We start from the raw sequence: 18,804 nt of genomic DNA on the forward strand, positions 1-18,804 counted from the left end.
AGCGCGGTCGCGCCAGGCTGTTCGGGGCGTTGACTCTGTGCCGTCCGTGTGCCAAGCGGGCGCTGTCGTGGGCGCGGCTTGCGTATCGCTATCGCCGTGCCGCGCATCGTGCGTTTGTGAAACGCAATTCGACCCCATGACGACCTTGTCCGCATACGCCGCGCAGATTGCGCAAGCCGCACGCAAGCTGCGCAGCTCAGATCCGCTGGCCGAACATCATCTGCCGGGCGAGCGCCGCCTTGACGGGCGGCACGAATTCGAGCGCGGTGAGCGCGAGGCCGCGCAGCGCCGCCAATGGCCCGAAATCGACGGTGAAGATTCGCGCAAGCGTATCCGTCGCGCCGATCGTCATGCGGCGGTCGAATGCGCGCTGGCGCGAGAAGGTGGCGAGCGCGAGCGGCGACGCGCCGTATTCCGCGAGGGAAACGGCCAGCGCGTGCGCGTCGCGCAGACCCAGATTCAGCCCCTGGCCCGCGACCGGATGCAGCGTCTGCGCCGCGTTGCCCACTGCGGCGATGCGGCCCTGGCCCGTGACGAGCGTATCGAGCGCGTTCAGGCCGAGCGGAAAACTCGCGCGCCCGTGGATTCGCGTGAAGCGGCCCATGCGCGCGCCGAACGTAGCTCCGAGTTCCGCGAGGAAATCCGCGTCCGACAATTGCGTGCGCCGCGCCGATTCGTCGGGCGAGCAGCACCACACGAGCGCGTAGTCCGCGTTGCGCACGCCGCCCATCGGCAGCAGGGCGATCGGGCCTTCGTGCGTGAAGCGCTCCCACGCCACGTGCGGCTGCGGTGCCGAGACGGTCACGACGCCCACCAGTGCTGTCTGGCCGTAGTCGCGCTGTTGCTTCGTTTCGCCCTTGGCTTGCGCTGCGGCTTCCTTCACGGCGGTCGCGCCCGCATCCGGATCGCCAAGCACGGCGCGCTCCGAGGGCGGCCGGAACAGACCGCCTTCGGCATTCACGAGGACGCGCGTGCGCACGCGGCGCTCGACGCCCGCGCACAGGATCGGCAGCGTCACGCCATCGTGATCGACAGCCGGTTCGAGCGCCTTCGTCTGATGCAGCCAGTGGACCGGCGTCGCGCGCACCGCCTGCGCGAGCGACTGCACGATCGCGCCGTAGCGTGCGACGTAGCCGAGCGCGGGCAGACGGTAGTCGTGGCGGTCGATGAGCGTGCGTCCAAAGTGGCCGCGCTGCGAGACGTGGATGCGTTCGATGGTGCTGGCGTCGTGCGGCCACGCGAGCGATTCGAGCAGCGTGCGGCTGCCCTGCGAAATGGCGATGGCGCGCGGGTCGCCGATGCTGTCCTCGGGCTCGCGCGCGTCGATCAGCGCGACCTTCAGCGCGGACGTCGCGCTGCGCCGCGTGAGCCAGCCCGCGAGCGCCATGCCGACCGGCCCCGCGCCGACGATCGTGACGTCGTAGTCGAACGGGGCGGCGGCGTTGGCGGGGGACGTGGCGTCGGGTGTGGCTGAGACTCGGTTCATGGCGGTTCGACTGGTTCGATCGGTTCTTGTCGCTGGGCGATGCGGCGTTATCCGTGCTTGCGCGCGTCCTGCATCAGCGCTTCGATTTCGCCGGCCTCGACCGGCACGTCGCGCGTGATGAGTTCGCAGCCTGCTTCGGTGACGATCGCGTCGTCCTCGATGCGGATGCCGATGTCCCAGTAGCGCTCGGGCACGTCCTCGGCCGCGCGCACATAAAGGCCGGGCTCGATCGTGAGCGTCATGCCGGGCCGCAGCGTGCGCCACGGCGGCGCGATATCGGTTTGCGCCGCGCTTGCGTGGGCGACTTGTTCAGCGCTGTTTTTGCTGCTGCTTTCCCCGTTTCTTTCCCCGCTTCTTTCCCGATAGTCGCCCGCATCGTGCACGTCCATGCCGAGCCAGTGCCCCGTGCGATGCATGTAGAAGCGCGCGTAGGCGCGCTCGGCGATCACGTCGTCGACGCTCACAAAGCGCTGCCGATCGAGGATGCCCGTGTCGAGCAGCCCTTGCGCCAGCACGCGCACAGCCGCGTCGTGCGGCGCCTCGAAGTTCGCGCCGGCGCGCGTCGCATCGATGGCGGCCTGCTGCGCCGCGAGCACGATGTCGTAAAGCTCGCGCTGCGCAGCCGTGTAGTGCCCGCTCGCCGGGAACGTGCGCGTGATGTCCGAGGCGTAGCCGTTCAGTTCGCATGCGGCGTCGATCAGGATCAGGTCGCCCGCGCGCATGACGGCGTTGCCGGCCGGGTAGTGCAGCACGCACGCGTTCGCGCCCGCCGCGACGATCGAACCGTAGGCCGGGCCCGTCGCGCCGTGCTTGCGGAACGTGTAGAGCAGCTCGGCTTCGAGTTCGTATTCGCGCATGCCCGGACGGCACGCGGCCATCGCGCGGCGGTGCGCGAGTGCCGAAATCTTCGCTGCGTGCCGCATCGTGTCGAGTTCGTGGGCATCCTTGAAAACGCGCATGTCGTCGAGCAGCGGCACCAGGTCGTGGGCTGCGCCCGGCGCGGTTACGCCGCTGCGCCCTTGCGCGCGCACGGCATCGATCCAGCGCTTGACCTGCGCATCGATGCGCTCCGAAGCGGCGAGCGCATAGTGCAGCGCCGACCGGTTCGCGATGAGCCGCGGCATGCGCGTGTCGAGTTCGTCGAAGGCGAATGCGGCGTCCAGGCCGAATGCCTCGCGCGCGCCATCCGGGCCGAAGCGATAGCCTTCCCACGTCTCGCGCTCGACGTTCTTGGCGCGGCAGAACAGGATCGACGCGGGCTGGTTCTCGCCCGCGTCGGCGTCGAGCACGAGCAGCGCGTCGGGCTCCGTGAAGCCGGTCAGGTAGTAGAAGTAGCTGTCGTGCCGGTACGGGTAGTCGGCGTCGCGGTTGCGCATGGCTTCCGGCGCCGTCGGCACGAACGCGAGGCCGCCGCCGCGTGCGCGCATCGCGGCGAGCACACGCTCGCGGCGCGCGCGGTAGAGCGCGGCGCCGCCATCGGGGCTGCGGGGCGAGTGCACATCGGCGGGCGCGTCGGCGTGCACGTCGGCATGTACATCAGCGTGCACATCGGCGTGCACATCGGCGTGCACATCGGCGGGCGCGTCGGTGTGCGCATTGGCGTCCGTGTCGGCGGGCGGGACGGAGAGCGGAGCGGCGGGCGTGGGAGTCGGGTCCATCGTGCGATTGTAGCGTTCCATCCGGTGAAGGCGCAGCGCACGCGAGCGCGCCGCAAGCCGCGTACGCCGTGGCACGCGGCGCGGCCCGCAGGCGCTGCGCCGATGTTGCATCCTGCCCACATCGGGTGTCGGATAATGGCGGCCGGGCGCGGCACGCCGCGTCCGCAAGTCGTCATTCCAACGTATCCAACGTATACTTCCGCCGGATTCCCGAAAAGGCAGGTGCGATGAAACTTATCGGTTCGCTCGGCAGCCCGTTCGTGCGCAAGGCGCGGATCATGCTCGCCGAAAAGAAAATCGACTACAAGCTGGTGCTCGAAGACGTGTGGTCCGCCGACTCGGCGATCCACCAGTTCAACCCGCTCGGCAAGGTACCGTGTCTCGTGATGGAGGACGGTGAGGCGGTATTCGATTCGCGCGTGATCTGCGAATACGCCGACACGCTCTCGCCGGTCGGCAAGCTGATTCCGCCATCGGGGCGCGAGCGCCTCGAAGTGCGCTGCTGGGAGGCGCTTGCCGACGGCATTCTCGACGCCGCCGTGGCGATCCGCCTCGAAGCGCTTGCGCGCAAGCCGGAAGAGCGCAGCGAGACGTGGGTCGCGCGCCAGCAGCGCAAGATCCACGAAGGCCTGAATGCGATGAGCAAGGGGCTCGCGGGCAACGCATGGTGCGCGGGCAATCGCTACACGCTCGCCGATATCGCCGTGGGCTGCACGCTCGGCTACCTCGACTTTCGCACGCCCGAACTCGACTGGCGCGACCCGCATCCGAACCTTGCACGCCACTTCGAGAAGCTCTCGCAGCGTCCGTCGTTCGTCGACACTTTCCCGCGCGATTAATACTTGACCGCGTTCTGACTGCGACCTGACTGCGCAAACGTCGGCTTGACGCCACCCGTTTGCGCGGTTTTCAAATCTCATACCGCCTTGCCGCGCCGGGGATCTCAACCCCGCGCGACGATCGTTTACGCCTCGGGCGCAAACGAGTCGCTGCGCGCGGCCGGCCACCACTTTTCGTACAAGTGATAGCGATAGCGGCCTTCGAGCAGATCGCCGGGCGACAGGTATTTGAGCAGATCCGACATCAGCCTGACCTCGTACGACGACACGCGCCGCACGATGTGATGCGCGCGCAGATCGTCGGGGCTCGCTAGACCCGCGGCCTGGATGAGTTCCTTGAGCGCGAGCAGCGTGTTGTGGTGGAAATTGAACACGCGCTCGCCTTTATCGGGCACGTTCAGCGCGCGCTGGCGCACCGGGTCCTGAGTCGCGACGCCGGTCGGGCAGCGGTCCGAGTGACACTTCTGCGCCTGGATGCAGCCCACCGCGAACATGAAGCCGCGCGCGGAGTTCACCCAGTCGGCGCCAGTTGCGAGTGTCTTCGCGATATCGAACGCCGTGATGATCTTGCCGCTCGCGCCGATCCTGATCTTCTCGCGCAGCCCGATGCCGACCAGCGTGTTGTGCACGAGCAGAAGCCCTTCCTGGAGCGGCGTGCCGACGTGATCGGTGAATTCGAGGGGCGCCGCGCCCGTGCCGCCCTCTGCGCCGTCGACGACGATGAAGTCGGGCAGGATGCCGGTTTCGAGCATGGCTTTCGCGATGCCGAAGAATTCCCACGGATGCCCGATGCACAGCTTGAAGCCGGTGGGTTTGCCGCCCGAGAGCTTGCGCAGGCGCTCGACGAATTCGAGCAGGCCGCGCGGCGTCGAGAATTCCGAATGGCGCGCGGGCGAGACGCAGTCTTTGCCCACGGGAATACCGCGCGTCTCGGCGATTTCGGGCGTGACCTTGGCCGCGAGCAGCACGCCACCGTGACCGGGTTTCGCGCCCTGCGAGAGCTTCACCTCGATCATCTTCACCTGCGGCTCGCTCGCCTGGCGCTGGAATTTTTCGGCGTTGAACGTGCCGTCGTCGTTGCGGCAGCCGAAGTAGCCCGACGCGATCTCCCAGATGATGTCGCCGCCATTTTCGCGGTGATACTTCGACATCGAGCCTTCGCCCGTATCGTGCGCGAAGCCGCCTTTTTTCGCACCCATGTTGAGCGCGCGGATCGCGTTCGCCGAGAGCGCGCCGAAGCTCATCGCCGAAACATTGAAGATCGACATCGAATACGGCTGCGCACGATCCGCGCCGACGAGCACGCGGAAGTCGCAGCCGTCGAGTTTCGTCGGCGCGAGCGAATGGCCGATCCACTCGTGGCCCACGGCTTTGACGTCGCGTTCGGTGCCGTACGGGCGGCTGTCGACAGCGTTTTTCGCACGCTGATAGACGAGGCTGCGCTGCGCGAGCGAGAACGGTTTTTCGTCGGTATCGTCTTCGACGAAATACTGGCGGATCTCGGGCCGCACGAACTCGAAGAAGAAACGCAGATGGCCCCAGACCGGATAGTTGCGCAGGATGGCGTGGCGTTCCTGATTGATGTCGTAGAGACCGAGCACGACAACGAGCGCGGGCACGATCGCGTAGAGCCACGACAGGTGATGCAGCGCTGCTGCGGCGATACACGCTGCTGTGACTAGCACGGCGGCCCATATCGCGAGATAACGTCGGGAAAACATGGAAGGCTCCTCGAACTTGTGCGGATGCGCGCGCCCGTACGAGGCGTGCGCGAAGGCGACGATGATGCCGGAAGTTCGTGAAACCGGCCGGGAAGCCGGCAAGGCAGAAGAGGGGTGAAGAGGGGAGAACGCGCGGCGCGTTGCACGCCGCGCGCCAGTGCTTACGCCTCGCTTGCCGCGCCGCTGGTCAGCGCGGGTTTTTTCTGCTCGGCGTTCTTCGTGCTTTTCGTACGCTTGGCACGTTTCGCGCGAACAGGCGCGGGCGGCGGCACATCGGGTACGTGCGGCGCGAGCGTTTCGACCGATTCGATGATCCCGCCGCCGAGGCACACGTCGCCGTCGTAGAGCACCGCCGACTGGCCGGGCGTGACGGCCCATTGCGCGTCGGGGAAATGCAGTGAGAAGTGTGCATCGGCAGATGCATCGCCAGACGCGGCCTCGACGCCGAACGTGCAGCGCGCGTCGGCCTGGCGATAGCGCGTTTTCGCCCCGCACGCGTGGCCGTCGGCTGGCGGTTCGCCGGCCACCCAGCTCACGTTGCCCGCGCGCAGATCGTGCCCGAGGAGCCACGGATGATCGTGGCCCTGCACGACATAGAGCGTGTTCGACGCCATGTCCTTGCCCGCGACGAACCACGGCTCGCCGCTGCCGTCCTTGCTGCCGCCGAGGCCAATGCCCTTCCTCTGCCCGAACGTGTAGAACGCAAGGCCGATATGCTCGCCGACGACCTTGCCTTCAGGCGTCATCATCGGGCCGGGCTGCGTCGGCAGATAGCGGTTCAGGAAGTCGCGGAACGGCCGCTCGCCGATGAAGCAGATGCCCGTCGAGTCCTTCTTCTTCGCGTTCGGCAGGCCGATTTGCGCCGCGATCTCGCGCACTTTCGTCTTCGGGATTTCGCCGAGCGGGAACATCGTCTTCGAAAGCTGCGCCTGGTTCAGGCGATGCAGGAAGTACGACTGATCCTTCGTGTGATCGAAGGCCTTCAGCAATTCGAAGCGGCCATTGTTCTCGCGCACGCGAGCGTAGTGGCCCGTGGCGATCGTTTCCGCGCCGAGCGACATCGCGTGATCGAGGAATGCCTTGAACTTGATTTCGGCGTTGCAGAGCACGTCGGGGTTCGGCGTGCGGCCCGCGGAATATTCGCGCAGGAACTCCGCGAACACGCGGTCCTTGTATTCGGCGGCGAAATTCACGGCTTCGACGTCGATGCCGATCAGGTCCGCCACCGACACCACGTCGATCCAGTCCTGGCGCGTCGAGCAGTACTCGCCGTCGTCGTCGTCTTCCCAGTTCTTCATGAAGAGACCGACGACGTCGAATCCCTGCTCCTTGAGCAGCCACGCCGTCACCGACGAATCGACGCCGCCCGACATGCCTACCACGACCTTACGTTTGCTCATCTCTTACGCTGCCTTCAACCTTGAGGACCCGCACTGGAATCCGCTTCTGGAACTGCTTTTTGCCCCGCTTTTTGCCCCGCTTTCGGACCAATCGCATGCACATGCACGAAATCGAGCGGCACGCGCCCGCCCGCGAGGTAATCGTCGATGCACTTCATGACGAGCGGCGTGCGGTGACGCTCGCTCGCCGCGCGCAGTTCGTCGGCGCTCATCCACAGCGTGCGGACGATATCGGGATCGAGTGCGCGATCCTGTGGTGCGTCCGCAACCGTGCCGCAGTACGTAAAACGCAGATACGTCGCGCCGCTTTCGCCGGGCTGGCCGAAGTGGGTCATGTAGACGCCGACGAGTGCCGATGGCGTGAACGTGTACGCGGTTTCCTCGAGCGTTTCGCGCACCACGGCCTCGATGAGCGTTTCGCCCGCCTCCAGATGCCCGGCGGGCTGGTTCAGCCGCAGCCCGGCCGGCGTGTGCTCTTCGACGACGAGATAGCGCCCGTCGCGCTCGATGATTGCCGCGACGGTAACGTGCGGAGCCCAGGTGTCCTCATTCATGGTCCGCCATTTTACCGGGACACGCCGCGCGCTGCTGGCGTGCGGCGTGCATCGACGTGGTGCATGGTCAGGGGCTGTAATCGCCTGCCGGACGGACGGTTTATCGGTGCGCCTGCTTGAAGAAGGCATACAGACATGCAAACGTGCAAGCGTGCAACACAGGCTTATTACGGGGGTGTTCCGTCCCCGGCTTTCGGTTAAAGTGGTGCGTCCTTATGCCGTTGCATTAGAAAAAAATACTTGCCGGCGAACCTCGTCGGCCCCCCGAATCTTTATAGCGCTGGAAGGTCGAGGAGGATTCAACGATGCATATCGGAGTACCCGCTGAAACGCGGGCAAATGAAAGCCGCGTGGCCGCGACACCGGAGACAGTCAAGAAGTACGTCGCCCAGGGCCACAGCGTGACGATCCAGAGCGGCGCGGGCCTGCCCGCCAGCTTTCCCGACGAAGCCTATGTCGCGGCCGGCGCGCGGATTGCCGACGCGGCCGCTGCCTTTGGCGCAGAGCTCGTGCTGAAGGTCCAGTCGCCGACGGTCAGCGAGTTGCCGTTCATGACGCGCGGCGCCGTGCTGGTCGGCATGCTCGATCCCTTTAACGCAGAGAACGCCGCGAAGCTCGCCGAGGCGGGCGTGACCGCGTTCGCACTCGAAGCCGCGCCGCGCGTCACGCGCGCGCAGAGTCTCGATGTGCTGTCGTCGCAGGCCAACATCGCGGGCTACAAGGCCGTGCTCGTCGCGTCGAACCTCTATCCGCGCTTCGTGCCGATGCTCATGACCGCCGCCGGAACCGTCAAGGCCGCGCGCGTGCTGATTCTCGGCGCGGGCGTGGCGGGCCTGCAGGCGATCGCCACGGCGCGGCGTCTGGGCGCCGTGATCGAGGCCTCCGACGTGCGTCCCGCCGTGAAGGAGCAGATCGAATCGCTCGGCGCGAAGTTTCTCGACGTGCCGTTCGAAACGGACGAAGAACGGGAGGCGGCGCAGGGCGTGGGCGGCTACGCGCGCCCGATGCCGCCGTCGTGGCTCGCGCGCCAGTCCGCGCTGGTTCACGAGCGCGCGAAGCAGGCCGACATCGTGATCTCGACCGCGCTGATCCCGGGCCGCGACGCGCCCACGCTGTTGCCCGCCGAAACCGTGCAGGCGATGAAGCCGGGCTCGGTCGTGATCGACCTCGCGGCAGGGCGCGGCCCGGTTGCCGACGCAGAGACCGGAAGGCGCGGCGGCAACTGCCCGCTGACCGTCGCGGACGAAGTGGTCACGCGCCACGGCGTGCAGATCTGCGGCTATACGAATCTGGCGTCGATGGTCGCCGCCGATGCTTCGTCGCTCTACGCGCGCAACCTGCTCGACTTCCTGAAGCTGATCGTCACGAAGGAAGGCACGCTCAACATCGATCTCGCGGACGACATCGTCGCGGCCACGCTGCTGGCTCGCGACGGCGCCGTCACGAAGAAGTCGTAAACGGAGACCGGCGATGGAAATCATCAACCACACCGTCATCAACCTGATCATCTTCGTGCTGGCCGTGTACGTCGGCTATCACGTGGTCTGGAACGTCACGCCCGCGCTGCATACGCCGCTCATGGCCGTGACCAATGCGATCTCGGCGATCGTGATCGTCGGCGCGATGCTCGCCACCGGGCTCACCGTGGGCGGCGCGGGCAAGTTCTTCGGCACCTTTGCCGTGCTGCTCGCAGCTGTCAACGTGTTCGGCGGATTCCTCGTCACGCGGCGCATGTTGGAGATGTTCCGCAAGAAGGAACCGAAGAAGATCACCGGTGCCAGTGGCAAGGAGGGCGCGTAAATGAGCATGAACGTCGTTACGCTCCTCTACCTGGTGGCGTCGGTCTGCTTCATCCAGGCGCTCAAGGGACTCTCGAATCCGAAAAGCGCGCGCGCCGGCAACGTGTTCGGCATGACCGGCATGGCCATCGCGATCCTCACGACCCTCGCGTTGATCGTGAAAGAGTCCGCGCAATTCGGCTCCGACCTCGGTCTCGGCCTCGTGCTCCTGTTCGCCGCGCTCGTGATCGGCGGCGGGGTTGGCGCGTATGTCGCCGCGCGCGTCGAGATGACGAAGATGCCGGAACTCGTCGCCGCCATGCACTCGCTGATCGGTCTTGCCGCGGTGTGCATCGCGTACGCGGTTGTTTCCGAGCCCGCCGCGTTCGGACTCGTGGCCGCCGATGCGCCGTACCCGGACTTCCTGCCTTACGGCAACCGCGTCGAGCTGTTTATCGGCACATTTGTCGGCGCGATCACGTTCAGCGGCTCGGTGATCGCGTTCGGCAAGCTCTCGGGCAAGTACAAGTTCCGGCTCTTCCAGGGCGCACCGGTGGTGTATGCGGGCCAGCATCTGATCAACCTGATGCTCGCGCTCGGCATGATCGGCTTCGGGATACTGTTCTTCCTCACGCAGTCGTGGCTGCCGTTCATCATCATGACGTTGATCGCGTTCGCGCTCGGCGTGCTCATCATCATTCCGATCGGCGGTGCGGACATGCCCGTCGTCGTGTCGATGCTGAACTCGTACTCGGGCTGGGCGGCGGCGGGCATCGGCTTCTCGCTGAACAACGCGATGCTGATCATCGCCGGGTCGCTCGTCGGCTCTTCCGGTGCGATCCTCTCGTACATCATGTGCCACGCGATGAACCGCTCGTTCTTCAACGTGTTGCTGGGCGGCTTTGGCGCGGAAGCGGGTGGGGCGGCGGCGGCGGGCGGTTCGAAGGAACAGCGTCCGGTGAAGTCGGGTTCCGCCGACGACGCCGCGTTCATGCTCGGCAACGCCGAATCCGTGGTGATCGTGCCGGGCTACGGCCTGGCTGTCGCGCGCGCGCAGCATGCCTTGAAAGAACTGACCGACAAGCTCGTGGATAAGGGCGTGGATGTGCGCTACGCGATTCATCCGGTTGCGGGGCGCATGCCGGGTCACATGAACGTGCTGCTCGCGGAAGCGGAAGTGCCCTACGATCTCGTGTTCGAAATGGATGACATCAACAACGAGTTTGGCAGGACCGATGTCGTGCTCGTGCTCGGCGCGAACGACGTGGTCAATCCGGCGGCGAAGAACGATCCGAAGTCGCCGATTGCGGGCATGCCGATCATCGAAGCGTACAAGGCGCGCACGGTCATCGTGAACAAGCGGTCGATGGCGTCGGGTTATGCGGGCCTCGACAACGAGTTGTTCTATATGGACAAGACGATGATGGTGTTTGGTGATGCGAAGAAAGTGATCGAGGAGATGGTGAAGTCGGTCGAATGATGGCGCTGTGGCGCTATTTTCACGGCAGGGAAAGCGCGCAGCGATGCGCGCTTTTTTTGTTTTTTTGTGGATTGCAGTGGAGGCGGGGGGATATCGGTTGGGGGTGGCCAGGACGCGGTCAATCGACACCCGCGCGTAGATTGTTGACAAATCGTCGAGCTTTGTGAGTGCGGATGCAACAGTTTCGCGCTGTCGATGTCGACGCCGGGCGAAGTGGCTGGAATTTCGGCGGTCGGACGCGGTTACGGCCTGGTATTTGAAGCGGACTTCCGGAATAGGAGCGGGCCTGAAGACGCAGGATCATTAGAAATTCTTTTGTTTTCCGATGATTCAGGTCACTTGAGCTATGTCGAAATCGACTACTGTGGAAACGGGTTACTCATGCCCGAACACTTGAGCCTCGAACTCACGCCCTATAACGTCTTTCGCTCTGACGCCCTCATCCAGGTTTAGATCGCCTTGGCCTTATCGATATGCATTGCGGGGGCGGCGCTTTCGGCGACCATGAACGTCGTTTCAGGCGCGCACTGAGTCTTCCAGTTTTAAGCAAGCATGTGGCTCGGCGCACACAAGACTCCCGCCTGTTGCGCATAGTATCTGCTGGTTGACTGTCACATCCGGGAAACTGTCGGATTAACCAGCAGCCGTTTGGCCAAAACGGGGGAAAAGAAGTATGAGAAGAGGGATTACGGCCCCGGCAATTGTCATAGCTTTTATCGGTTTCTGGCTCGCACACGAAGCTGCCGCCAAACCGACTGCGGACTATGCTGTCCCTTCGGCTGGTATTGATAAGAATGGCTTCGCAGATACGCCGTCAACAACAAGGGGAGATACACAATTAACCAGCCCGAGAGTGACTGCTGCTCAGATCGATCGGCTAGTTGCGATCGAGAAAATGCAGGCATCCGATCCCTCGAATAGCGGTTCTGCAGCAAGCGCGAATGCGTGCGTCGAGCGCTATATCCGTGCAGTCGATCCGAACAACCGGGACTGGAACTCCAGCGATCCGCGTTGGGGAAAAATGCGGGACGTCATCTCTGAAGACTGCCAATCGATAGTCGAAGGTTACAAGAGAAAGGTGGCGCCCGCTATTCAAAACGCTTATTCCGAGGCGATCGGCAAGAGCTATAAGAAGCACCTTGGCAGTAAAGATGCCAATACGCTCATTCGCTTCTACGAATCAGATGCGGGACAGCGATACCTGGCGCTTCAGGGGGCGTTGACGGCGGCCAGCAACAGCGGCATGAACCAATTCTTCACAGGGAAAGCGGTCCATGATTCTCAGGCCAGCACACCGGCAGCGATGCGCGCGAGAATCCAGTTACTCCGCCTTTCGAAGACCTTCTCCATATTTATTGTGGCAAGTGAGGATGCGCGAAAAGCCGGAGGTGATACATCCGGCGGCCCCGCGATTGCAATCATGATGCATGTCGTCGCTGAAAGTCAGGGGCAAATCCTGGACCGGTTAGAGGATGAATATTCAGCGGATCTTCCCATCTATACTTCGTTCGCAACATCGCCGCCCGAACTTGACGAACTGCGTGCGCTTTACGAGGCTACCAATGTTGCGAACGCTGCCGCTGGGAAGGTCGCTGCGGAGTTCAGCCCGGAGTTGAATGGAAATCTGAATAAATGGCGGCAGCTCTACCGGTCTCTTTCGAGCGATAAATAGCAGTGCGAGAATCGGAACAGCAGTAGTTTGGGAAGAGTGCGACCGAGGACGTCGGTCCTGTTTACAGACGCTGCCCATGTCGTTCAATGGCCGCTGTTCGCGAAATCGAGTGTCGGTTTCGGGTCGGGAGTACTCATGCCGAGCACATCACTTTTCGTTAGGCGTCCACTTGGGACGTCCACGACCAGCCGCTCCGTGGGGTAAGGTCACTTAGACGCGCCGCAAATACAGGTCCTTATTTAGTACGCAAGCGAACGGGGAAATAATCGCTGGTGCGCAGCCTTCTGGCAGCCAGGTCGCAACTGACAAGAAAAATGCTGCGCAGCCAGCGCGCGGCGCAGACTGGGAGTCACGCCATGAATAGCATCGAGCCAGGTGGGGATCTCATTCCATCGCAGGTCGCGCACGCGGAGGACATCGGCCGGGTAGGGATTGAACTGGAGCTTCCTGTCGCGCTGGGATCGCGATTACGTAAGAGGTGGGGCGAGGTCAGGGCCAGTTCGTTCGAAAACAAAGGCACGGTGCACGTCAATGATCGGGCCGTGACCATCCTGACGTCTGTTTCGCGCCTCTTTCGTTCGCCGCTGCGCCGTGATCTGACCTTGCGGCGGGAAGATATCTTCAACGCGCGCATCAACGGGCGATCCGTTCTGTTCGAGTTGGCCAACGGGGGCGAACTGGAAACTATCGTTGTACGCACACGCAATCGCGACGATGCGAGGCTTTTACGCGAAGCGCTACCGACGCAGATGACGCGTACCTACGCGACCGAAAACCACGAGCAGCTTCAGTTTCTCGAAGGTATCAATGCGCGCACGCCGCACGTTTGGGCGACGTGGTCGATCGTAACGATCGCCGCCCTGGTGTACTTCTGGATGGCTGCACGCGGCCACGGGCGCATCTCGCCGGATATATCGGTTGCCGCAGGCAGCAACTTTGGGCCGTACACGCAGGAAGGGCAGTGGTGGCGTCTGTTAACCTCTCTATTCATCCACGCAAATTTCGTTCACCTGCTCTTCAATATGATTGTGCTCGCGCAAACCGGACGTATCGCCGAGCGGTTGTTCGGCACCGGACGTTTTATTGCGCTCTATCTGCTCGCTGGTCTTACAGGCAGTCTTGTCAGCCTGCTGTGGCATCCGGCCGTGAACAGCATGGGTGCATCGGGTGCCATCTATGGCGTGCTCGGCGCAATTGTCGCGTATCTCCTGAGGCACGGCAGCGTTGTGCCGCGCGCGTTTTACCTGCGGCAGTTGCATGTCGCGGTGGCTTTTATCATCTATACGTTGCCGGGCGGATTCAGACATTCCGGCGTCGACAACGGCGCCCATCTCGGCGGTCTGTTCGGCGGTTTCATCCTCGGGCTGGTGCTTGCACCGACCCCGGATGAATCGACGAGGGCGTCCGATGACTGGATGATGACGTTCGGTGTACCCGCCGCTGTCACCTGTGCTCTGATCGGTGGCATGGTCTGGGCACTCGTCGACTTGGGCAAACGCCCGGATCGTCAGGATGCGATGCAGTTCGCGAAATTCGTCATGCAGATGGTCCGTCCGGAAAGGCAAGCCATCGCAGACGTGATTGCGCTGAAGCGTTACCCTGCAACAGATGAAGGCCGGACGACAGTGGCTGGTCGAATTCGCGGCACTTTGGTGCCGGAATGGCAGCGGCTCTATGACTTGACCGAGGCCTCTCAGGTGCCGCCGAATCCTTCCGCCCAGAAGGTACGCAGGAATCTGCTGACTTACTATGGTGAGACGCTGGATTTACTTAAGCTCGCGGCAAACAGCATTGAGGCGAAGCAGGCCGACGACAAGGTCGTGCCGATGCTGGTACAGAAGGTGGATTACGAACGGACGGAGGTCATCAAACGGGGCACGCCTTCAAAAGCGCGATAGCTACTCAATAGAAGAGCCCCAAAAGGAATGGTGAACGGATCGCCGTGATCTTCCTCCAGGCGTGCGCTTCCGGATTCGAGAGTGATTGGAATGTCGACACGAGGCTATTGGCGACCGTCGCTTCCTGGCCGATTGCGTGAGGTCGCCAACGGCCGCTTAGTGGCACTCCAGTTTGCAAAATCTGGATTTGGCTGACTGACCGGTTTGGAGAAAGTTGTCTGACCGGAGTGGGTCGGCTACGCACGACAGCGTCGGGTGGTAGTCGGCCAACAAGCGACATCGGCATAGCGTTTTGCATTGACCTTCGAGTGGCCCATGTCCGCGAGTGAGGAGACGTCCGCTTTGCAGGTCGGCTTCCTGCGTGCACAACCAATTATGGCCGCAGCCACCCATGGCTAATCGGCCAGGCGAACGTTTTACGGTACGCCGCAATGCATTTCCGTGTAAAAGCCGATCCCCATTTGCTCCAGAGCGCCGAGGTCAGAACGTATGTCATCCAGGCGACGCTGGCCGCGCCGACCATGTCGAACGGAAAGTGCACGCCGACAAACACGCGCGACCACGCCACCGCGATATCGACGGCAAGAATAAACATGCCAAGGAGTCGCTTCCCGCTGTAGAGGAAAGTGAACGACACGGCTGAAAGCAGCGTAACGTGATCGCTTGGAAACGATGAGTCTGACGCATGTGCCAAAAGCGTGTGTCCCAACCCGATTACGAACGGTCGAGGGTGATGCCAGACCATACCGATCAACTGGTTGATGCCAAGCGCGACAAAGCCAACGAGGCTCGCGTGAACGGCTATTTGACGCCTCTCTCCCCCTGCCGCCAGCCACATGCAGGCAAGTGTGACCGGGACTATCCAGATTGCGTAGTTGGCGATTAGCAAACCAGATTCGGCAAGCCAATGCGGCGTAGCTGGCGTGGCGTTGATCCGAAGGAAAATCGCTCGATTGAATGCTTCGATTGTTTGGATCATGGATTTTTACTGTAAAGCCAGGGAGATGTAGCGGCACCGCTTCGCGAAGCAGCACATCATCAATGGGGTGATCTCTGAGCGCTAACCGAAAGATGCTGCACGGTGTGGACGAGGAAGTTGGCCACGAGATCATGGGGATCCTCGGCAAACTCGTCCCTGGTGACCCAAAGCGCCAACGTCAACAAAATTCGAGGGGACGCGAAGTAGGTGGCAACGCCGGATACAGCTTCCGGGAGCGCAAAGATTCCCTTGAGCCACAGGCTCACCTCAAAGGCCACAGAAAGCTTCCGTCCGTCAAAAAGCCTTCGCATGTCGAGCATATGATTTTCGCCGGCTTGCGGTACGGATTGGATGAACCTCATCCACACTTGCCGCGTCGGCGCTGGATGCAAGACAAGAGTACAGCGAGGAAGCTTAAGAGCGGATTAAGGCAACGATAGCGGCATTATCCGGCGAATGACCGAACTCTCCGCGAGGCGCAGCGTGAACGCTCCGCATGGAAAAGCGGTTGATCAAGCAAACCGCGTATTGCGTCACTCGCGCACTGACACCATGACCGATGACCTGCCGACCCACTCGAAGAAATGAGTGACCGTTGTACCTTCGGAAGGGGCCAATCAGGTGGCGCCTGGTCAACTGTCGCTTGTGGGGTGATTCCAGCCAGCGCCATCGGACCACAGTCGACCAGACGCCATATTCCCTCAAGCGCCCGCCTCCAGTCGTTCAGCCGACGCTGGCGACCAGATAGCTTCCTGAACGAAAGAAGCACGTGAAGTTCAGTGTGACGAAACATACGTCGCATCGGCAAACGCCGGCACGGCGAAGTTTTCACGCATGCGCTTCGTCTCCGCCGCTGGCGTCAAACCGAACATGCGCTTGAACTCCCGGCTGAACTGCGAAGGGCTCGTGTAGCCCACGGCGTGACTGGCGGCGTCCGCGCTCACGCTCTCGCGCACCATCAACAGCCGGGCCTGATGCAGACGCGTCGACTTGACGTACTGCATGGGCGATACCTGCGTGATTGCCTTGAAGTGGCTGTGGAAGCTCGGGACGCTCATGCCCGCTTCCTCGGCAAGCAGCGTCACGTCGAGCGGCTGCGCATAGCCTGCGTGGATGAGACGCAGGGATCGGGCGATTCGACCGAACTGCCCGCGCATCGCAAGAGCCTCTCTCAGCGAGCGTCCCTGTGCTCCGGTCAGCACGCGGAAGTACAGTTCGCGCAGCAGGCCCGGGCCCAATACGGCGGCTTCAAGCGGCCGGTGCATCGCTTCGAGGAAGCGCAACACAGACGACTGCATCGCGTCGTCCATCGGCGTCGATATCATGCTCTGAGGCGCCTGGACTGGTTCCGTGATGCCTTCGCGATCGATCTGCGCCGCGAGTTCGGCGGCCATCGTGAAATCGAGGTGCAGGTAGAGGGCAAGCAGCGGGCGCGCTGGCGTTGCGTCGGTTTCCATGGTGAATGGCACGGGCACGGACACAGCGAGGTAGTGACGCTCGTCGTAGAGATAGAGCCGATCACCGAAATAACCTCGCTTGCGGCCCTGACACACGATCACAATGCCGGGGTCATAGAGAACCGGCGTGCGCGACAGCGCACGGTTCGAACGCAGGATGCGCACGCCCGGCAATGCCGTCAAGTTGTAGCCCTCGTCGGGCGCCAACTCGCGCAGAAGGGCAACCATGCGATTGTGGCTTTGACGGGAACGTTCAGGCCGCTCCGTGGAGGCAGGTTTTGCGCTCATAGTTTTGTGCAAGAAATTTAGCGAAATCAGCCTTATCCGGCCTTGGTCGCAAGATTAGCATGCAACTTTCAGTCAACGTGACGGAGGCTGCTTCAATGCAAATCAGCAAAACTCTGCTTATCACCGGCGTCAGTAGCGGGTTCGGCCGGGCGCTCGCTCAAGAGGCGCTCACGGTCGGCCACAAGGTTGTCGGCACGGTGAGAAGTGTGCAGGCCAGGCGCGATTTCGAGTCCCTCGCCCCGCACGGCGCGTTCGGACGAATTCTTGACGTGACGGATTTTGACGCCATCGACAGCGTAGTGTCGGAAATCGAGGCGAACGTGAGCCCCATCGATGTGCTGGTCAACAATGCCGGCTATGGGCACGAAGGCATCATGGAAGAGTCGCCTTTGTCGGAAATGCGTCGACAGTTCGATGTGAATGTCTTTGGCTCAGTCGCGATGATGAAGGCGGTATTGCCGTTTATGCGTACGCGCCGACGCGGGCACATTCTGAACATCACGTCGATGGGCGGCTTCATCACGATGCCCGGAATTGCCTATTACTGCGGAAGCAAGTTCGCGCTTGAAGGTATTTCCGAAGCCCTTTCCAAAGAGGTCAAGCAGTTCGGCATCGCCGTGACAGCCGTGGCGCCCGGTTCTTTCCGGACCGACTGGGCGGGCCGTTCAATGACGCGAACGGCCCGGTCCATCGTGGATTATGACGACGTCTTTGACCCCGTTCGCAAAGCTCGCGAGGAGAAAAGCGGCAAGCAATTGGGGGATCCTCGCAAAGCAGCGCGCGCAATGCTTGCGGCGATCGCTGCAGACAGCCCGCCCGTGCATCTTTTGCTCGGCAGCGATGCACTCGGCCTGGTGCGAGGCAAGTTGTCGGCGCTCGATGACGAGATCCGGGCGTGGGAGTCTGTCACGGTCTCGACGGACGGCTGAGTCACGCGGAACGCAAAGGTATGCCGCCACGCGTCGACGGCACAAAAAACCTGCGGGCTACCGTTATGCGGTAGTCCGCATTTCAATGCACAGAGGGCGCTAAAGGATTGCTTGCTCGCGTCTGAAACCGGTTGCGGATTCAACCGCTCATTCGATACCAGTGGCTGGATCGGGGCCAATCGCGCATGCCTCGCCCCTCATGTATATGCGGGCCCGGAAGCTTCCGAGGTTGAGCCCCGACGTGTTATTCAGGTGATCGTTCGAGCCAGAACGGCAGGATGTGATCTCGCGTCAACGGTGCGAGATTTAAAGGGCCTGGCGTATGCGGATCGGTCCAGACAATTTCCTCGATCTCGGCGGCGGGCTTGACTGTCGCCGTAATAGGGACGTGAAAAACTTCCGCGATCACGGTATGGTCCGGTTCATTTGCGGCGGGCGCAGAGAATTGTCGGAGATAGCTCACCGACGAACGCGCGATGTGTAACCGAAGCTCTTCGTGCAGTTCCCGGCAAAGTGCATCAATGGCTTTCTCGCCCGGCTCCAGTTTGCCCCCCGGCTGCATAAACGCCAGCGTATCGCGCTTTCTGACGAGCAGTATGCTGCCGTCTTCTCGCGTTATCACTGCAGCAGCGATGTAGATTTCTTTGGACAAAGCCATACATTCC

16 protein-coding genes are annotated in these 18,804 nt (G+C 62.7%); 7 read left to right on the top strand and 9 right to left on the bottom strand.

Going from position 1 to position 18,804, the window contains the following annotated elements; genetic code table 11:
* Positions 1–196: 196 nt before the first annotated feature.
* Positions 197–1,486, bottom strand: a complete 1,290-nt coding sequence (locus Q0L30_RS05285; RefSeq protein WP_296652188.1) for a UbiH/UbiF/VisC/COQ6 family ubiquinone biosynthesis hydroxylase — start codon at positions 1,484–1,486, stop codon at positions 197–199.
* Between the two features lie 47 nt (positions 1,487–1,533).
* Positions 1,534–3,165, bottom strand: coding sequence for an aminopeptidase P N-terminal domain-containing protein (locus Q0L30_RS05290; RefSeq protein WP_296652191.1), 1,632 nt, complete (start codon positions 3,163–3,165; stop codon positions 1,534–1,536).
* Between the two features lie 206 nt (positions 3,166–3,371).
* Between Q0L30_RS05290 and Q0L30_RS05295 the strand changes: the two genes are divergently transcribed.
* Positions 3,372–3,983: a glutathione S-transferase C-terminal domain-containing protein gene (locus tag Q0L30_RS05295; RefSeq protein WP_296652197.1), complete on the top strand. Its 612-nt coding sequence runs from the start codon at positions 3,372–3,374 to the stop codon at positions 3,981–3,983.
* Between the two features lie 125 nt (positions 3,984–4,108).
* On the opposite strand, the gene Q0L30_RS05300 is transcribed toward Q0L30_RS05295, so the two are convergent.
* The 3 genes from Q0L30_RS05300 to Q0L30_RS05310 all read right to left on the bottom strand — a co-directional run bounded on the left by Q0L30_RS05300 (position 4,109) and on the right by Q0L30_RS05310 (position 7,658).
* Positions 4,109–5,704: an FMN-binding glutamate synthase family protein gene (locus Q0L30_RS05300; protein ID WP_296652200.1), complete on the bottom strand. Its 1,596-nt coding sequence runs from the start codon at positions 5,702–5,704 to the stop codon at positions 4,109–4,111.
* 161 nt (positions 5,705–5,865) lie between these two features.
* The gene (gene mnmA / locus Q0L30_RS05305; protein WP_296652205.1) at positions 5,866–7,104 is read right to left on the bottom strand and encodes a tRNA 2-thiouridine(34) synthase MnmA; all 1,239 of its coding nucleotides are present in this window, start codon (positions 7,102–7,104) and stop codon (positions 5,866–5,868) included.
* A 14-nt stretch (positions 7,105–7,118) separates the two neighbouring features.
* The gene (locus Q0L30_RS05310) at positions 7,119–7,658 is read right to left on the bottom strand and encodes an NUDIX hydrolase (RefSeq protein ID WP_296652207.1); all 540 of its coding nucleotides are present in this window, start codon (positions 7,656–7,658) and stop codon (positions 7,119–7,121) included.
* Between the two features lie 305 nt (positions 7,659–7,963).
* On the opposite strand from Q0L30_RS05310, the gene Q0L30_RS05315 reads away from it, so the two are divergent.
* From Q0L30_RS05315 to Q0L30_RS05335, 5 genes are all read left to right on the top strand, one after another.
* On the top strand, positions 7,964–9,115 hold the full coding sequence (locus Q0L30_RS05315) for a Re/Si-specific NAD(P)(+) transhydrogenase subunit alpha (RefSeq protein ID WP_296652209.1): 1,152 nt from the start codon (positions 7,964–7,966) through the stop codon (positions 9,113–9,115).
* Between the two features lie 13 nt (positions 9,116–9,128).
* Entirely contained in the window at positions 9,129–9,458 is a 330-nt protein-coding gene (locus tag Q0L30_RS05320) for an NAD(P) transhydrogenase subunit alpha (RefSeq protein ID WP_296652210.1), read from the top strand.
* A complete protein-coding gene (locus Q0L30_RS05325; RefSeq protein WP_296652213.1) occupies positions 9,459–10,916 on the top strand; it encodes an NAD(P)(+) transhydrogenase (Re/Si-specific) subunit beta in 1,458 nt (485 codons plus the stop codon).
* A gap of 673 nt (positions 10,917–11,589) precedes the next feature.
* Entirely contained in the window at positions 11,590–12,588 is a 999-nt protein-coding gene (locus Q0L30_RS05330; protein WP_296652215.1) for a DUF2059 domain-containing protein, read from the top strand.
* A 356-nt stretch (positions 12,589–12,944) separates the two neighbouring features.
* On the top strand, positions 12,945–14,486 hold the full coding sequence (locus Q0L30_RS05335; protein WP_296652219.1) for a rhomboid family intramembrane serine protease: 1,542 nt from the start codon (positions 12,945–12,947) through the stop codon (positions 14,484–14,486).
* Positions 14,487–14,859: 373 nt separating this feature from the next.
* Here Q0L30_RS05335 and Q0L30_RS05340 read toward each other — a convergent pair whose 3' ends face one another.
* From Q0L30_RS05340 to Q0L30_RS05350, 3 genes are all read right to left on the bottom strand, one after another.
* Positions 14,860–15,462: a phosphatase PAP2 family protein gene (locus tag Q0L30_RS05340; RefSeq protein ID WP_296652423.1), complete on the bottom strand. Its 603-nt coding sequence runs from the start codon at positions 15,460–15,462 to the stop codon at positions 14,860–14,862.
* A gap of 62 nt (positions 15,463–15,524) precedes the next feature.
* Positions 15,525–15,827, bottom strand: coding sequence for a DUF2127 domain-containing protein (locus Q0L30_RS05345; protein WP_296652222.1), 303 nt, complete (start codon positions 15,825–15,827; stop codon positions 15,525–15,527).
* 414 nt (positions 15,828–16,241) lie between these two features.
* A complete protein-coding gene (locus Q0L30_RS05350; RefSeq protein ID WP_296652224.1) occupies positions 16,242–17,210 on the bottom strand; it encodes an AraC family transcriptional regulator in 969 nt (322 codons plus the stop codon).
* A gap of 95 nt (positions 17,211–17,305) precedes the next feature.
* On the opposite strand from Q0L30_RS05350, the gene Q0L30_RS05355 reads away from it, so the two are divergent.
* On the top strand, positions 17,306–18,139 hold the full coding sequence (locus Q0L30_RS05355; protein WP_296652227.1) for an oxidoreductase: 834 nt from the start codon (positions 17,306–17,308) through the stop codon (positions 18,137–18,139).
* Positions 18,140–18,383: 244 nt separating this feature from the next.
* Here Q0L30_RS05355 and Q0L30_RS05360 read toward each other — a convergent pair whose 3' ends face one another.
* A complete protein-coding gene (locus Q0L30_RS05360; protein ID WP_296652230.1) occupies positions 18,384–18,791 on the bottom strand; it encodes an NUDIX domain-containing protein in 408 nt (135 codons plus the stop codon).
* Positions 18,792–18,804: the final 13 nt, after the last annotated feature.

Source organism: Paraburkholderia sp. (assembly GCF_024281035.1).
Classification (GTDB): Bacteria; Pseudomonadota; Gammaproteobacteria; order Burkholderiales; family Burkholderiaceae; genus Paraburkholderia.

Bases quoted from the DNA above. Each gene is read 5' to 3' on its own strand.
- Q0L30_RS05285 (WP_296652188.1), bottom strand. From the start codon at position 1,486: ATGAACCGAGTCTCAGCCACACCCGACGCCACGTCCCCCGCCAACGCC.
- Q0L30_RS05290 (WP_296652191.1), bottom strand. From the start codon at position 3,165: ATGGAACGCTACAATCGCACGATGGACCCGACTCCCACGCCCGCCGCT.
- Q0L30_RS05295 (WP_296652197.1), top strand. From the start codon at position 3,372: ATGAAACTTATCGGTTCGCTCGGCAGCCCGTTCGTGCGCAAGGCGCGG.
- Q0L30_RS05300 (WP_296652200.1), bottom strand. From the start codon at position 5,704: ATGTTTTCCCGACGTTATCTCGCGATATGGGCCGCCGTGCTAGTCACA.
- mnmA (WP_296652205.1), bottom strand. From the start codon at position 7,104: ATGAGCAAACGTAAGGTCGTGGTAGGCATGTCGGGCGGCGTCGATTCG.
- Q0L30_RS05310 (WP_296652207.1), bottom strand. From the start codon at position 7,658: ATGAATGAGGACACCTGGGCTCCGCACGTTACCGTCGCGGCAATCATC.
- Q0L30_RS05315 (WP_296652209.1), top strand. From the start codon at position 7,964: ATGCATATCGGAGTACCCGCTGAAACGCGGGCAAATGAAAGCCGCGTG.
- Q0L30_RS05320 (WP_296652210.1), top strand. From the start codon at position 9,129: ATGGAAATCATCAACCACACCGTCATCAACCTGATCATCTTCGTGCTG.
- Q0L30_RS05325 (WP_296652213.1), top strand. From the start codon at position 9,459: ATGAGCATGAACGTCGTTACGCTCCTCTACCTGGTGGCGTCGGTCTGC.
- Q0L30_RS05330 (WP_296652215.1), top strand. From the start codon at position 11,590: ATGAGAAGAGGGATTACGGCCCCGGCAATTGTCATAGCTTTTATCGGT.
- Q0L30_RS05335 (WP_296652219.1), top strand. From the start codon at position 12,945: ATGAATAGCATCGAGCCAGGTGGGGATCTCATTCCATCGCAGGTCGCG.
- Q0L30_RS05345 (WP_296652222.1), bottom strand. From the start codon at position 15,827: ATGAGGTTCATCCAATCCGTACCGCAAGCCGGCGAAAATCATATGCTC.
- Q0L30_RS05350 (WP_296652224.1), bottom strand. From the start codon at position 17,210: ATGAGCGCAAAACCTGCCTCCACGGAGCGGCCTGAACGTTCCCGTCAA.
- Q0L30_RS05355 (WP_296652227.1), top strand. From the start codon at position 17,306: ATGCAAATCAGCAAAACTCTGCTTATCACCGGCGTCAGTAGCGGGTTC.